The organism is Streptomyces sp. NPDC002265 (genome assembly GCF_040296125.1).
GTDB lineage: Bacteria > Actinomycetota > Actinomycetes > Streptomycetales > Streptomycetaceae > Streptomyces.
In genome coordinates this window covers 1-14,174 of the sequence record NZ_JBEOWS010000266.1, presented here as the reverse complement: position 1 = coordinate 14,174, position 14,174 = coordinate 1, and the positions used below count along the sequence as shown (strand labels likewise).

At 70.6% G+C, this 14,174-nt stretch carries 11 protein-coding genes and 1 pseudogene; all 12 read right to left on the bottom strand.

Annotation, left to right across the window (positions count from 1 at the left end):
- Positions 1 to 216: 216 nt before the first annotated feature.
- On the bottom strand, positions 217 to 498 hold the full coding sequence (locus tag ABT085_RS33735; RefSeq protein ID WP_004000874.1) for an HU family DNA-binding protein: 282 nt from the start codon (positions 496 to 498) through the stop codon (positions 217 to 219).
- A gap of 356 nt (positions 499 to 854) precedes the next feature.
- A complete protein-coding gene (locus ABT085_RS33730; RefSeq protein WP_351616683.1) occupies positions 855 to 2,273 on the bottom strand; it encodes an NAD-dependent malic enzyme in 1,419 nt (472 codons plus the stop codon).
- 536 nt (positions 2,274 to 2,809) lie between these two features.
- Positions 2,810 to 5,143, bottom strand: coding sequence for a HelD family protein (locus ABT085_RS33725; RefSeq protein ID WP_351616680.1), 2,334 nt, complete (start codon positions 5,141 to 5,143; stop codon positions 2,810 to 2,812).
- 64 nt (positions 5,144 to 5,207) lie between these two features.
- Entirely contained in the window at positions 5,208 to 6,017 is an 810-nt protein-coding gene (locus tag ABT085_RS33720) for an anti-sigma factor family protein (RefSeq protein ID WP_385534186.1), read from the bottom strand.
- Entirely contained in the window at positions 6,017 to 6,538 is a 522-nt protein-coding gene (locus ABT085_RS33715; protein ID WP_010039908.1) for a sigma-70 family RNA polymerase sigma factor, read from the bottom strand. Before ABT085_RS33715 ends, ABT085_RS33720 begins: the two co-directional genes overlap by 1 nt.
- A gap of 329 nt (positions 6,539 to 6,867) precedes the next feature.
- Entirely contained in the window at positions 6,868 to 7,485 is a 618-nt protein-coding gene (locus tag ABT085_RS33710) for a CGNR zinc finger domain-containing protein (protein WP_351616675.1), read from the bottom strand.
- Between the two features lie 285 nt (positions 7,486 to 7,770).
- The gene (locus ABT085_RS33705; protein WP_351616686.1) at positions 7,771 to 8,922 is read right to left on the bottom strand and encodes a uroporphyrinogen-III synthase; all 1,152 of its coding nucleotides are present in this window, start codon (positions 8,920 to 8,922) and stop codon (positions 7,771 to 7,773) included.
- 190 nt (positions 8,923 to 9,112) lie between these two features.
- A complete protein-coding gene (locus tag ABT085_RS33700) occupies positions 9,113 to 10,492 on the bottom strand; it encodes a nitrate/nitrite transporter (RefSeq protein WP_351616672.1) in 1,380 nt (459 codons plus the stop codon).
- 169 nt (positions 10,493 to 10,661) lie between these two features.
- Entirely contained in the window at positions 10,662 to 11,714 is a 1,053-nt protein-coding gene (locus ABT085_RS33695; protein ID WP_502982865.1) for a hypothetical protein, read from the bottom strand.
- The gene (locus ABT085_RS33690; protein WP_351616666.1) at positions 11,702 to 12,358 is read right to left on the bottom strand and encodes a hypothetical protein; all 657 of its coding nucleotides are present in this window, start codon (positions 12,356 to 12,358) and stop codon (positions 11,702 to 11,704) included. The genes ABT085_RS33695 and ABT085_RS33690 overlap by 13 nt, the downstream gene beginning before the upstream one ends.
- A gap of 84 nt (positions 12,359 to 12,442) precedes the next feature.
- Entirely contained in the window at positions 12,443 to 13,711 is a 1,269-nt protein-coding gene (locus tag ABT085_RS33685) for an acyltransferase family protein (protein ID WP_351616664.1), read from the bottom strand.
- Positions 13,708 to 14,174: pseudogene (locus tag ABT085_RS33680) on the bottom strand (bi-functional transferase/deacetylase); the annotation flags it as partial. The pseudogene ABT085_RS33680 and the gene ABT085_RS33685, both read right to left, overlap by 4 nt.

The following is a 14,174-nucleotide window of genomic DNA, read 5'->3' as shown; positions in this document are numbered from 1 at the left end:
GAGGGCGAGGACATCTACGGTCCCGCGCGGCGGCTGACGGACGCCCGTCGGCGTATCGGCATGGTCTTCCAGAAGCCGAACCCGTTCCCGGCCATTGGCGTCAATCGGTCGTCCCGGACGCGCATGTCGTCCCGGGGCGCGCCCCTGACGTCCATGCCGTCCCGGGGCGTGGGCGCGGGCGCAGTCGCCCTACGGGCCTGCCGCCCTGCGACGGGCTTACTTGCCCTTCGCGGCTTCCTTGAGCTTGCTGCCCGCGGAGACCTTCACGCTGTAGCCGGCCGGGATCTGGATCGGGTCGCCGGTCTGCGGGTTGCGCGCGGTGCGAGCGGCACGGTGGGTGCGCTCGAAGGTCAGGAAGCCGGGGATGGTGACCTTCTCGTCGCCCTTGGAGACGATGTCGCCGACGACCTCGGCGAACGCGGCCAGCACGGCGTCGGCGTCCTTGCGGGTCACCTCGGCACGGTCGGCCAGCGCGGCCACCAGCTCACTGCGGTTCATGTTGTTACTCCCGTGTTCTTCTTGCCGTTGAGGCGTGCCACGCGGCGGAGCCGCATAGTTGGGCACAGCGAACTCGATGCTGCCAGGGTCCTCGGACATACCCCGGACCCGGGTCCGTCGTCAGAACCCTCGCGCCCAGAGACGCATCCTGCCCCCACCTGCGGCGGGAAAGCCAATCCGGCACCCCCAGCAGTCGTGAGAACACCCTTGGGAGTCACACGAAATGTGGGGACCGAGCCCGGCCGTCACGATAGAGGGCTGTCAGTGGACCCGGTTCCGCGACGCGCCGGGGCGAAACCCGACCGTGGCAATCGTCACAACGCCTCCACAGGCCGGGTCCCACGCCTTCGCCGAGCCTACGAGACCGACGCGCCCGCGGCCTTCGCGGCCTCCCGGACCGCGCCCGCGACCGCACCCGCGACCTTGTCGTTGAACACGCTCGGGATGATGTAGTTCGGGTTCAGCTCGTCCTCGGTCACCACGTCGGCGAGGGCCTTCGCGGCCGCGAGCATCATCTCGGTGTTGACCGTCCGGGACTGCGCGTCCAGCAGCCCGCGGAAGACGCCCGGGAAGACCAGCACGTTGTTGATCTGGTTGGGGAAGTCGGAGCGGCCGGTGGCCACAACTGCCGCGGTCTGGCGGGCGATTGCCGGGTCGACCTCGGGGTCCGGATTCGCGAGAGCGAACACGATGGCGTTGTCGGCCATCGCGGCCACGTCGTCGCCGTCGAGGACGTTCGGGGCGGAGACGCCGATGAAGACGTCGGCGCCGCGCACGGCTTCCCTGAGGGTGCCGACGAGGCCCTCGGGGTTGGTGTTGTCGGCGATCCAACGCAGCGGCGAGTCGGCCGCGGCGTCCACCAGGTCCTCGCGGCCGGCGTGCACGACGCCGTGGATGTCGGCGACGACGGCGTTCTTGACGCCCGCGGCGAGCAGCAGCTTGAGGATCGCCGTGCCGGCCGCGCCCGCGCCCGACATGACGACGCGTACGTCCTCGATCGCCTTGCCCACCACACGCAGGGCGTTCGTCAGGGAGGCGAGGACGACGATCGCGGTACCGTGCTGGTCGTCGTGGAAGACGGGGATGTCGAGGGCCTCGCGCAGCCGGGCCTCGATCTCGAAGCAGCGGGGCGCGGAGATGTCCTCCAGGTTGATGCCCGCGAAGCCGGGGGCGATCGCCTTGACGATCTCGACGATCGCGTCGGTGTCCTGGGTGTCCAGGCACAGCGGCCAGGCGTCGATGCCGGCGAACCGCTTGAACAGGGCCGCCTTGCCCTCCATCACCGGCAGCGCGGCCTTCGGGCCGATGTTGCCGAGACCCAGTACGGCGGAGCCGTCCGTCACGACCGCAACGGAATTGCGCTTGATGGTGAGGCGGCGCGCGTCCTCGGGGTTCTCCGCGATCGCCATGCACACCCGGGCCACACCCGGCGTGTAGATCATGGACAGGTCGTCACGGTTGCGGATGGGGTGCTTGGACTGCATCTCGATCTTGCCGCCGAGGTGCATCAGGAACGTACGGTCGGAGACCTTGCCGAGCGTGACGCCCTCGATGCCGCGGAGCTTCTCGACGATCTCGTCGGCGTGCGCGGTCGAGCTGGCCGCGATCGTGACGTCGATACGGAGCTTCTCGTGGCCGGAGGCGGTGACGTCGAGGCCGGTCACCGAGCCTCCGGAGGACTCCACGACGTTGGTGAGCTGCGAGACGGCCGTTCCGCTCGCGGGCACCTCCAGCCGGATCGTCATCGAGTAGGAGACGCTGGGCGCCGTTGCCATGGCCGACTTCCTTCTGCTTTCACCGTGTCGCTTCGCTAATGCCGTCCGATCGTCGCACCTACCCCCGAGTACGTGGTAGTCGCCCCGGATTGCGGACGTATTGTTCGCGGCTCGGTGCCAGTTTCGGAAGACGACTTCCACAATACGAGAAGCGATCGGCAAAGAAAGAGGCCCACATCACAAGGTGACGTGGGCCTCTTCTCTCGTTCATGACACCGACCCGCCATGCTCGCCTCGCGGCAAGTGGTCGCTCGTGGCGACGAAGGTTGGGCCCGGGGGCTTGGATCGAGCCGGTGTCACACCCAGGCTAACAAACGGATCGGGCAAGACCATTCCCGTGCGCGGAGTTCACAGGAAACAGGCCGAGGTTTCACCGGAATCGCCCCCGGACGGCCGTCCCCGGCCGCCTCCGGCCACCCCCGTGACCACCCCGGCGGCCCGTCCGGCCAGCCCCGTGGCCCGTCCGACCGCCCCGGTGGCCCGGGTGCCCTGCCCCCCCAGGACCGGTCCGTCCGGGGGCGGGGCGCCCGCCGGGTTCAGTCCCTGAGCAGGTCCGGCACTCCCGCCTCGTCCGGCTCGTCCCGACCGGCCGAGACGACCGTCAGCTGCTGGGTGGCCCGGGTCAGCGCGACGTACAGCACGCGCAGCCCCGCCGGTGACTCGTCCGCGATCTCCGCGGGCGACACCACGACCGTCGCGTCGTACTCCAGCCCCTTGGCCTCCAGGCTGCCGAGTGCCACCACCCGGTCGCCGAGCCCGGCGAGCCAGCGCCTGGCCTCCTCGCGGCGGTTCATGGCGACGACCACGCCGACCGTGCCGTCGACCCGGTCGAGCAGCCGGGCGGCCTCCTCGCGGACGGTCTCCGCGAGCGGGTTGCGTACGGCGGCGGCCTGCGCGTTGTTCGTCGCCACGAAGCGCGGCTCCACACCCGTGGAGCGGACGGCGGACGGTGAGACGGAGCCGGGCATGGCGAGCGCGAGCACCTTGGACGCCAGCTCGGCGATCTCGGCCGGGTTGCGGTAGTTCACCGTCAGCTGGAAGCGGCGGCGCGGACGGCTGCCCAGGGCCTCGTCGCGGGCCTCGGCCGCCTCGTCGGGGTCGGACCACGACGACTGCGCCGGGTCGCCGACGATCGTCCAGGTGGCGTGCCGGCCGCGCCGGCCCACCATGCGCCACTGCATCGGCGTGAGGTCCTGCGCCTCGTCGACGATGACGTGCGCGTACTCGGTGCGCTCCTGTGCCAGCCGCTCGGCCCGCTCGCGCTGCGTCTCCTCGCGTTGGGGCATCAGCTCCTCCAGGCCGGTGAGCTGGTCCAGCGGGTCCAGCTCGCGCCGCTTGCGGGGGCGGACCGGGGCGCCGAGGACGGCTTCGAGCTCGTCCAGCATGGCCACGTCGTGCACGGACAGGCCGTCCCGGCCGAGGGAGCGGGCGACCCGGCGTACCTCGCCGGGGTTGAGGATCCGCCGCGCCCAGCGCCCCAGCCGCCGCTCGTCGGCCATCGCCGCCAGCACGGACCGCGGTACCAGCTCGGGCCACCAGGCGTCGAGGAACCCGATGAAGCTGTCCTCGGAGGTCACGTCCTCGTCGAAGGAGGAGCGCAGCTCGGCGGCCAGCTCGGGGTCGGAGTGCCGGCCGGCCGCGCCGGACTGCTCCCACAGGGCGTCCAGCAGCAGCTTGCGGGCCCGCGGGCGCAGCAGGTTGACGGGCGCGGTGCCGCCGAGGGCGTTGTTGCGGATGCGTTCCAGCTGGGCCGCCTCCAGCTCCAGCCGGCGGCCGAAGGCGACGACCCGCAGCCGGGTGGGCGTGTCCTTGGTCTCCAGCGCCCCGCGCGCCGCCTTGCGCAGCACCTTCAGCATCCGGTACGAGCCCTTGGCGCGGGCCACCGCCGGGGAGTCGTACAGGGTGGCCTCCGCGCCGTCGACCAGGGAGCCGATCGCCCGGATGGCGACCTGGCCCTCCTCGCCGAGGGACGGCAGGACGCCCTCGGTGTACGCCACCAGCAGGGGCGTGGGCGAGACGATCAGGATGCCGCCCGCGTACCGGCGGCGGTCCTGGTAGAGGAGGTAGGCCGCCCGGTGCAGGGCGACGGCGGTCTTGCCGGTCCCGGGGCCGCCCTCGACGTAGGTCACGGAGGCGGCGGGGGCGCGGATCACCAGGTCCTGCTCGGCCTGGATGGAGGCGACGATGTCCCGCATGGTGTGGCTGCGGGCCTGGCCGAGCGCGGCCATGAGCGCGCCGTCGCCGATGACGGGCAGCCGCTCGCCGTCGAGGAAGGCGGTCAGCTCGGGGCGCATCAGGTCGTCCTCGACACCGAGGACGCGGCGGCCCTTGGAACGGATGACCCGGCGCCGCACCACCCGGCCGGGCTCGACCGGGGTGGAGCGGTAGAACGGCGCGGCCGCGGGGGCCCGCCAGTCGATGACCAGGGGCGAGTAGTCCTGGTCGAGGACGCCGATGCGGCCGATGTGGAGCGTCTCGGCGATGTCGGCGGTGTTGTCCTCGCGGACGGCTCCCTCGGCGGGCTCGACGGCCGTGTAGGCGCCGTCGGGCCCCTTCTTGCCGTCCTTGCCCCGCAGCAGGTCGATCCGGCCGAAGAGGAAGTCCTCGAACTCGTTGTTGAGCCGGTTGAGGTGCACCCCCGCCCGGAAGACCTGCGCGTCCCGCTCGGCGAGCGCGCCGGGCGTACCGACCTGGCCGCGCTTGGCCGCGTCGTTCATGAGGAACTCGGCCTCGTGGATCTTCTCCTCGAGCCTGCGGTACACCTGATCCAGGTGTACCTGCTCGATGCCGATCTCCCGGTCCCGTACGGAGTCGTGCGTTTCGCCGTGGACCGAACCGACCGCGGTTTCCTGTTGAGCCTGAGCGGCCACCGGGCCCCCTTCTGACGTGCTGGGCAGCCGTCAACCGTACGCGAAGGGGACCCCGCCCGGGAAGTTACGCGTCCACCTCCACCAACCGCTTGCCGTCGAAGGTCATCACTTCGAAGTGGTCGATCTGGTTGGGGGTGAAGGCGGCACCGCCGTGGACGTACAGCGGGTTCTTCGCGGTCTCGGTCTTGGCGTCGGCCAGGCCGTAGCCCCAGTTCGGCACGGACCAGGAGGTGACGGTCTCGCGCTCGCCGTTCTTGCCGACGGCGATCAGCGAGCACTTCTCCGGTCCGCTGACGTTCTTGAGCTGGAGGACGGCGTGGGTACCCCAGTCCTTCTTCTCCACGGCCACGGTCGCGGTGACATGCGTCGTCGGGTCCGTGGCCGACTTCTTGTCGGTCATGGTCTGGAAGGCGGCCTGCGCCGGTCCCGCCGCCGTGTTGTTCGCCCCGGAGTCCGAGCCGCCGGTCGCCGCCAGCACCGTCAGCGGGCCGCCGACGATCAGCGCGGCCGCGGCCGCGACCAGGTAGAAGCCGCGCCGGCGCTTGGCCGCGCGACGCTCGGCGACCTCGTCGACGAGCTTCTCCGCCAGCCGTGGGCTGGGCATCGCGGACAGGGACTCGCCGATCGCGGGGGTACCGGCGCCGGGCAGGTCCGCGAGGGCGGCCAGCATCGGCTCCATCCCGGCGAGCTCCTCGAGCTGCTGGGCGCACCATTCACAGGTCGCGAGATGGGATTCGAAAGCGGTTGCTTCGGCGTCGTCAAGAATCCCGAGGGCGTAGGCGCCGACGGTCTCGTGCTCGTTCGGGGCCGGTGATCCCTGCATAGGGCCAGACATACCCGAACCACCCGTTCCGAACCCCCCGTATACGCTCATCACGCCGTCACCCCCCGCTCCTCCAGTGCCAGCTTCATCGACCGCAGGGCATAGAAGACCCGCGAGCGGACCGTGCCGCTGGGTATGCCCAGGGTCTCGGCCGCCTCATTGACCGTACGCCCCTTGAAATAGGTCTCGACCAGGACCTCCCGGTGGGCGGGGGTCAGGTCGTCCAGCGCGTCCGACAGCGTCATCAACCACAGCGCCTTGTCGATCTCGTCCTCCGCGGGGATGACCTCCAGCGGCGACGGATCGACCTCCTGCGGCCGGGCCTGCCGGCTGCGGTGGCCGTCGATGACGATGCGACGCGCGACCGTCACCAGCCAGGGGCGTACCGATCCGGTCGCCCGATTGAGCTGACCGGCGTTCTTCCAGGCACGGATGAGTGTCTCCTGCACGACGTCCTCGGCGCGCTGCCGGTCGCCGGCAACCAGCCTGAGGACATACGCAAGGAGGGGTCCGGCGTGCTCCCGATACAGGGCACGCATCAGCTCCTCATCAGGCTCCGAGGGCTGGGACATACGATGCCGGGCCCTCGGTCCACGTTCATTGGCCACGGCAGAATCCTTGCGCACGCCCACCTCCGATGTCCGGGGGATCCCCCAGTCGGTCGCTCGCCGAGGGGTACGGACGCGGGTCGCGGGATGTTCAAACCCGAGCGGCAGTTTTCTTCGTGGTGGCATGACGTGACGGACATGAGCGCACATTCCTCCTGCACGATCTTTACATTTCCCCCACGGCGCCAAGATCGCTTCAACTGCCCGCGCCACGCCGGATGCAAACGAAGTGTTATCGAAATCACTTCGTCAATTCCCGTGCTCCTGCCCCCCAGAAGCCGCAAAGGCGACACTCAGGCCTGGGCGAGGGCCACCCGCCGACGGTGCCGGGCCACTCTCTCGCGGTTTCCGCAGACCTCGCTCGAGCACCAGCGCCTTCTGCGCCCCCGCGACGTGTCCAGGTAGACGATCGGGCAGTTGTCCCCCTCGCACTGGCGCAGACCCGCCCGCGCGAGGGGGTCCGTGAGCAGCTCCACGCAGTCCCTGGCGACCGCCGCGAGCAGGGCCGCGCACTCCGGCGGTCCGGCCAACTCCCGTACGAAGGTGCCGTCCTCGGCGCGGACGGCGCGCGGGACCGGCGGCGCGGCACGGGCGTACTCGTTGACGCGTGTCAGTGCGAGGTTCTGGGACACGTCGTCGCCGTCGCCGTGCGAGCGGGCGCGGACGCCGAGACAACCGCTTACCAACCAGGCCGTCTGTGAACGCAGTTCGCGGAAGGCGGCCGGCCAGGAGGCGTCGGCGTGCGCCAGCGGGGTGCCCGGCGGGACCAGTCCGGCGCGGGTGATCCAGGCGTGCAGCGCCGCGAGCGAGTCGAGGCGTTCGCCGGGGTGGGCGGTCGCGAGGAGATCCAGACAGATCCGTCCGGCGTCGAACCGCATCTCGTACGGGGCTGTGGCCGTATCCAGTGCCATGTGCCTGTCACCGCCTAGGGGTTGCCCCGCGGGGGACGGGGCCGGTGGGTTCCGGTGCACTCAGACGGCTCCTGCCGGCCCCGCACGGACTGCGCCGGACTCCGCCGGGTCCTCGGGGAACCCTGGCGGAACCCCGGGTGGATCCCGGGCAGCAGTCCGGCGGAGTCCCGGGGGGAGGGGCCGGGAGAACCGTTCCCTCCCACAGTGCCCGCCCGTTCGCTCCCCCGGAACCCCTCGTCACCTCCCGCGCCGCGTACGGCCCCGAGGTCTGCCCCCGGACAGGCCCTACGCGTCCGCGTACTTCGCGTCCGCCGCCGGGTCCAGCGCGAGGCGGTACCCGCGCTTGACCACCGTCTGGATCAGCTTCGGCGCACCGAGAGCCGTACGCAGACGGGCCATCGCCGTCTCCACCGCGTGCTCGTCACGGCCCGCACCGGGCAGCGCGCGCAGCAGCTCGGAGCGGGCGACCACCCAGCCGGGCCGCCGGGACAGCACCCGCAGCAGGGACATGCCGGCCGGCGGTACGGGCCTGAGGTCGCCGTCCACCAGCACCGCGTGCCCGCGGATCTCCACCCGGTGCCCCGCGATCGGCAACGCCCGCGCCCGTCCGGGCAGTTCCTGGCAGAGCAGCTGCACGAGCGGCCCGAGCCGGAAGCGTTCGGGCTGGACCGTGTCGATGCCCCGGGCCTGCAACGGCAGCGCGGTGACCGGCCCGACGCAGGCCGGCAGCACATCGTGGTGGAGTGCGGCGAGCAGCTCGGGCAGCAGCCCGCGGTCCTCGGCGCGCGAGAGCAGGGACGCGGCGGCCGGGGCGCTGGTGAAGGTGACCGCGTCCAGTCCGCGCGAGACGGTGGCGTCCAGCAGCCGGTCGAGGGGGGCGATCTCCTCGGGCGGCATCCAGCGGTACACCGGAACCCCGACGACCTCGGCACCCGCGGCCCGCAGCGCCTCCACGAACCCCGGCACCGGCTCACCGTGCAGCTGTACGGCGACCCGGCGCCCGTCGACGCCCTCCTCCAGGAGCCGGTCCAGCACCTCGGCCATCGACTCGCTCGACGGCGACCAGTCCTCGGTCAGCCCGGCGGCCCGGACTGCTCCCTTGACCTTGGGCCCGCGCGCCAGCAGCTCCACCTCGCGCAGCCGGTCGATCAGGGACTCGCCGAGGCCCCAGCCGTCGGCGGCCTCGACCCAGCCGCGGAAGCCGATGGCGGTGGTGGCCACCACGACGTCCGGCGCCTGGCCGATCAACTGCTTCGTCGCCGCGAGCAGTTCACCGTCGTCGGCGAGGGGCACGATGCGCAGCGCCGGGGCGTGCAGCACGGCGGCCCCGCGGCGCCCGAGGAGCGCGCCGAGTTCGTCGGCCCGCCGCGCGGCCGTCACACCCACGGTGAAGCCCGCGAGGGGACCGGGCGCCGGTCGTTTCTCTTCGTCGTACATAGGCTCTCGTCCCGCGCTGGAGAAGGTCGGCAACTGCTGCTCGCTGACTGCGTTCTGCTGGGTTCTGGCACGCATGGCAACAGCACTCTCTCCCGCTCGGCCCCGGAGGAACGATGTGCACCTACGTGCCGAGCGAGCCTGTCAACGGTGCGTGACAGACTCGGTTCGGCCCCGTGTCGCCGGTGTTACGTCACACCTCGGCGTAGCTGAGCTGCGGGTTCGTCTCTGCGGCCACCTCCGTGCGGGGACGGGCCTCCGGACGGCGAAGGTATACGGACCAGGTCACCGCGAAGCACAGTCCGTAGAAGGCGAGGAAGGCGACGAACGCTCCGGTGCCGGAGCCGTAGGACAGGAAGGACTGCCGGAAGGCGAGGTTGATGCCGACGCCGCCGAGCGCGCCGACCGCGCCGATGAGTCCCATGGAGGCCCCGGAGAGCCGGCGTCCGTGCCGGGCGGCCGCCTCGCCCGTCAGCCCCTGGGCGAGTGCCTTGGCGTGGAAGATGCCGGGGATCATCTTGTACGTCGACCCGTTGCCGAGCCCGCTGAGCACGAACAGGACGACGAACACGGACACGAACAGCGGCAGCGACTTCGCCATGGAGGCGAAGACCAGACAGCCCGTGGCGACGGCCATCCCGACGAAGTTGTACAGCGTGATCCGCGCGCCGCCGTACCGGTCGGCGAGCCGCCCGCCCACGGGCCGGATCAGCGAGCCGAGCAGCGGGCCGATGAAGGTGAGGTAGGCCGCCTGGAGGGGCGTACGCCCGAACTCGTTGGTCAGCACCTGTCCGAAGGCGAAGCTGTAGCCGATGAAGGAGCCGAAGGTGCCGACGTACAGGAAGGACATGATCCAGGTGTGCGCGTCCTTCGCCGCGTCGATCGCGGCGCCGGTGTCGTTCTTCACGGACGCGATGTTGTCCATCCTGAGCGCGGCGAGCGTGGCGGCCAGGACGATCAGCGGGATGTAGATCGCGAGCACCACGCGCGGGCCGCCGCTCGCCCCGATGACCGCGAGCGCCACGAGCTGGATGACCGGTACGCCGATGTTGCCGCCGCCCGCGTTGAGGCCGAGGGCCCAGCCCTTCTTCCGGAGCGGGAAGAAGGCGTTGATGTTGGTCATGCTGGAGGCGAAGTTGCCGCCGCCGAACCCGGCGAGCAGCGCGACCAGCAGGAACGTGGAGAACGAGGTCCCCGGCTCCATCACCGTGAACGCCGCGACGGTGGGGATCAGCAGGAGGGAGGCCGAGATGACCGTCCAGTTCCGGCCGCCGAAGACCGCCACGGCGAAGGTGTAGGGCACCCGCACCACGGCCCCCACCAGGGTGACCACGGACGTCAGCAGGAACTTGTCGGCCGGGGTCAGCCCGTACTCCGGGCCCATGAAGAGCACCAGCACGGACCACAGGGTCCAGACGGAGAAGCCGATGTGCTCGGCGAGGACGGAGAAGAGCAGGTTGCGGCGGGCCACCTTCTCCCCCGACTCCTGCCAGAAGGCCTCGTCCTCCGGATCCCAGTGCTCGATCCAACGGCCTCCCCTGCTCGCTGCGGGGGCTGTATCAGGGGCAGTCATGACGCCTCCACGGTGCTTCGGGACTCGGACGGTTCGCGAGGTGACGAACGGTGATGAGTCCCGAAGGTAGGGAGGGCTCGTTTCCTGGCTGTGGCTGTGAGTGACCGGAAGGGAACGTTGCCCTCACCCCGGGAAGCGGGCGGGTGAGAGGTCGTTCCCTTCCGGGACCTCAGCGGTTGACGGCCTGGATCTCCTGGACGACGACGTCCTGGTCGGCGCCGAAGGTGCCGTCGGGGAGGGTGTCCCCGGTGTTGCCGAAGCCCACCCAGTGGATCTTCCAGGTGACGGTGGCCCTGAGGTGGAACGTGCCGTCCCCCGAGGACCGCAGGTACTTCACCCCGCACGGCGGCGTCTCGTTCGCCTTGCCCGCGGCGTACTCCTCACCGATGTGGCCGCCGCGGATCTCGCAGACCCCGGACGCCGGATACGTCTCCGCGTCCGCCGTGCCGGGCTCGATCCTCAGCGAGTACGGTTCGGCGGTCGTGGTCGCGAAGAGGCCGTTGATGCCCGGGACGCGGGCGGTGACGGAGACGGGCTTGAAGTCGGCGCCGTCCAGCCACGCCCAGGTCGGCAGGTTCACCTTGGTGGTGCCCTCGGGCTTCAGCGTGACCGGCTTGGTGGGGACGCGGATCTCGGCGTAGGCGAGGCCGGCCAGGATCTCCGGGGTCACCACGTTCGGGATGTCGGCGGGCGGGGCGTCACCGTTGTCCACCCAGAAGGGGCGGTGGGTGCACTTGTCCCAGCCGGGCGGGAAGCTCTCGTTGACATACGAGTCCCACCAGTAGCCCTTGCCGGTCTTCGCCTTGTTGAAGTCCTTGTAGTCGCCGTCGACGTAGTAGGCGCGCTGATCGGCGTCCCACGCGTCCCCGGTGGACCCGGCCTCCCAGATCGGCTCCAGGGTGTCCTGCAACTGCTGGGGCGTGTACTTCGGCGCGTACCAGCAGGCGGGCGGGGACCAGGAAGTGTCGGCGGAGGCGACGGGCCCCACGGACGAGCCACTGCCATTCTTGGAGGTGTCGAACACGACCCCCTTCGCAGAGGCGGAAACGGTGTCCCCGTTCACGTTGCCGGAGGTGTTCGTGTCCGACCCGGAATCGCCGCCAGCTGATTGACCTCCATGGTTGGTCCGGTCGGCCATCGCAGAAGGTGCCGAGAGCACGCAGATCGACACCGCGACCAACGTGGCCATCACGCATTGGGTGAGGCGCGTCACGGCTGGCACCTGTCAGCCCCTCGAGTAGAAGCGATCTTCACGAGCTCCCAGACTCCCTTGTCGTTCTTCTCGACCTGGACGCCATAGAGGACGTAACTGTCCTTGGTGGCCTTCGTCTTCTGGATCACTCCGGTCTTGATGACCTTGTTGAAGCCCTTGCTCTCGTCGCCGCAGTACGTCAGCGAAGCCTTGTCCTTGGACTCGACGTTGACCTGACGGTCGTAGTAGCGCACGGCGCCTGTCACCGTCAGACCGTCATCCTTGAACCCCTGGACCCACTTCTGGGCCGCTGCGGCCCCTTCACCCTCCGTGTAGTACTCCAGAGCGGGAAGGCGCGGATTCTGAGCGATGATGGCCGCGTCCATGGCTCGGACGAACTCCGCGTTGTCGCTGAGGATCGCGTCCTTGACCGCGTCACCCGCCTTTTCCGGGGTGAACGTGAGGATGTCGTCCGACGGCAGCTCGATCTTCGGTCGGTCCGCCGCCTGCGATGCCGAAGGGCTCGGGGAGGCCGACGGTGACGTGTCCGTGTCCGCGCCCGCGATCTTGTCGTTGCCCTTCGAACCGCCGTCTCCGCCACCGCACCCGGTGAGAAGGAGCAGCGCCGTGGCTCCGGCGGCGGCTGTGGTGAGCAGGCGAGGGCGGCGGGTCACGGGAGGCTCCTGTGTCGTAGTGGCGAAGCCCCGCTACGGTAGCGGGGCTTCGCGTCATGACACCAGTGCGGCCCGGACGGACCGTCAGGCCCGGTGCGCTCCCGCGCGCGAGGCCGACCCGTCGGGCCACAGCCGTGGCCTGCGCTTTGCCGCGACGTCCTCCATCCAGCCGAAGCAGAGGACACAGCCGGCGGTGAGGGCCCAGACCACGACCAGTACCGGCCAGGAACTCGTCAGGATCCAGGGCGCGTCGTCGTACAGGAACGTGACGTTCCACAGGTGGTCCCACAGGGTGCCCGCGACGACGATGCACACGTTGTGCCACAGATAGATCGTCACCGCGCGGGCGTTGAGAAGGGTGACCAGGCGGTCCCAGCGGCGCAGCGGGCCCGGCCACTCGGACCACGAGGGGCTGATGTGCAGCAGCAACAGCACGGTGGCGAAGGACCACAGCGCCTGGGCGAACGGCATGTCGTCGAGGTCGTGGCCCGATGTGAAGTTGTGGGTGAGCGCGTACCACAGGCCGATGCCCGCGACGACCGGGGCGAGGGACGGCACGACGTAGCGGGGGAGTTTCTTCAGGACGCCCTGCTGGTGGGCCATGCCCGCCAGCCAGCACGAGCCGAACGCCCCGAAGTCGCTGAGATTGGAGTCGAGCCGTGAGAAGGGCACGGTGAGCAGGCCGAACTCCAGTGCCGCGGACAGGGCGATCGGCGCGAGGATCGTCGGCCAGGGCAGCCGGCGCAGGGCGCGCAGCATGAGCGGGGAGAGCAGCACGAACCAGAGGTAGGCGCGGATGTACCAGAGCGGTACGGCCAGTTCCGTGGCCCACTCGTCGCCGACCAGACCGTGGATGCCGGGCACCTGGTCGCCGAACGGCGGGTCGCTCAGCGGCAGGATCCAGAAGCCGAGGTGGATCCACCACCAGCCGGGGTGTCCGTCGGAGTCGGGACCCCAGCCGCCCAGCAGCATGCCGGTGACGCCGACCGCGCCGAGCAGCCACAACGGGGGCAGCAGGCGCCGCATCCGGCCGCGTACGACCTGTACGGCCGGGCGCTTGCCGAGCGAGGTGGCCATGAGGTTGCCGGCCAGGGCGAACATCACGCCCATGGACGGGAACACCACGGGCAGCCAGGCCCAGCCGAACAGGTGGTAGAAGACGACGCGGAAGAGGGCGATCGCGCGGAGCAGGTCGAAGTACCGGTCGCGTCCTGAGGCGCGCTTCGGCTCCTGCGCGGACGTGGCCGTGGACTCGGACGCGGGTGCCGGCTCCGGTGCCGAGGGCTGCTGCGGTATGCGCGCCGGGTTCGGCGACTGGGTGGCCGTGGTGGCTTCGGGGTGGTGCGGGTTCATGCGACCGGCCTTCCATCCATGACGCGCTGTTCCTGCACGGGCGCGTTCGGCGGTGCCGACACCCCGCCCTTGCGGCGCAGTTTCTGCCAGCGCAGCCGGCCGCCGGTCAGGGCCGTGATCCAGGACTGGAGCAGGACGACGTACATGAGCTGGCGATAGAGGATCTGTTGGAGGGGCAGGGAGATGAGCGGGGTGAGGCGCTCACGGTCGAGGACGAAGGCGTAGGACGCGCAGACCACCTGGACGGCCAGGACGCCGAACCAGGCCAGGATCGTCTTCTGGGTGGGGCCGAAGAGCAGGCCGTAGACGAGGAACATGTCGATCAGGGGGGCCAGCAGCGGGGCCAGCACCATGAACAGGGAGACCAGGGGCAGGCCGACGCGGCCGAAGCGGCCGGACGGGCCGCGTTCGACGACGGCCCTGCGGTGCTTCCAGATCGCCTGCATGGTGCCGTACGACCAGC

What these genes read in the sequence shown, in the direction of transcription:
- ABT085_RS33730 (WP_351616683.1), bottom strand. Translation starts at nt 2,273, where the DNA reads ATGGCAACGGCGCCCAGCGTCTCCTACTCGATGACGATCCGGCTGGAG.
- ABT085_RS33705 (WP_351616686.1), bottom strand. Translation starts at nt 8,922, where the DNA reads ATGTACGACGAAGAGAAACGACCGGCGCCCGGTCCCCTCGCGGGCTTC.
- ABT085_RS33700 (WP_351616672.1), bottom strand. Translation starts at nt 10,492, where the DNA reads ATGACTGCCCCTGATACAGCCCCCGCAGCGAGCAGGGGAGGCCGTTGG.
- ABT085_RS33710 (WP_351616675.1), bottom strand. Translation starts at nt 7,485, where the DNA reads ATGGCACTGGATACGGCCACAGCCCCGTACGAGATGCGGTTCGACGCC.
- ABT085_RS33735 (WP_004000874.1), bottom strand. Translation starts at nt 498, where the DNA reads ATGAACCGCAGTGAGCTGGTGGCCGCGCTGGCCGACCGTGCCGAGGTG.
- ABT085_RS33715 (WP_010039908.1), bottom strand. Translation starts at nt 6,538, where the DNA reads ATGTCCCAGCCCTCGGAGCCTGATGAGGAGCTGATGCGTGCCCTGTAT.
- ABT085_RS33720 (WP_385534186.1), bottom strand. Translation starts at nt 6,017, where the DNA reads ATGAGCGTATACGGGGGGTTCGGAACGGGTGGTTCGGGTATGTCTGGC.
- ABT085_RS33685 (WP_351616664.1), bottom strand. Translation starts at nt 13,711, where the DNA reads ATGAACCCGCACCACCCCGAAGCCACCACGGCCACCCAGTCGCCGAAC.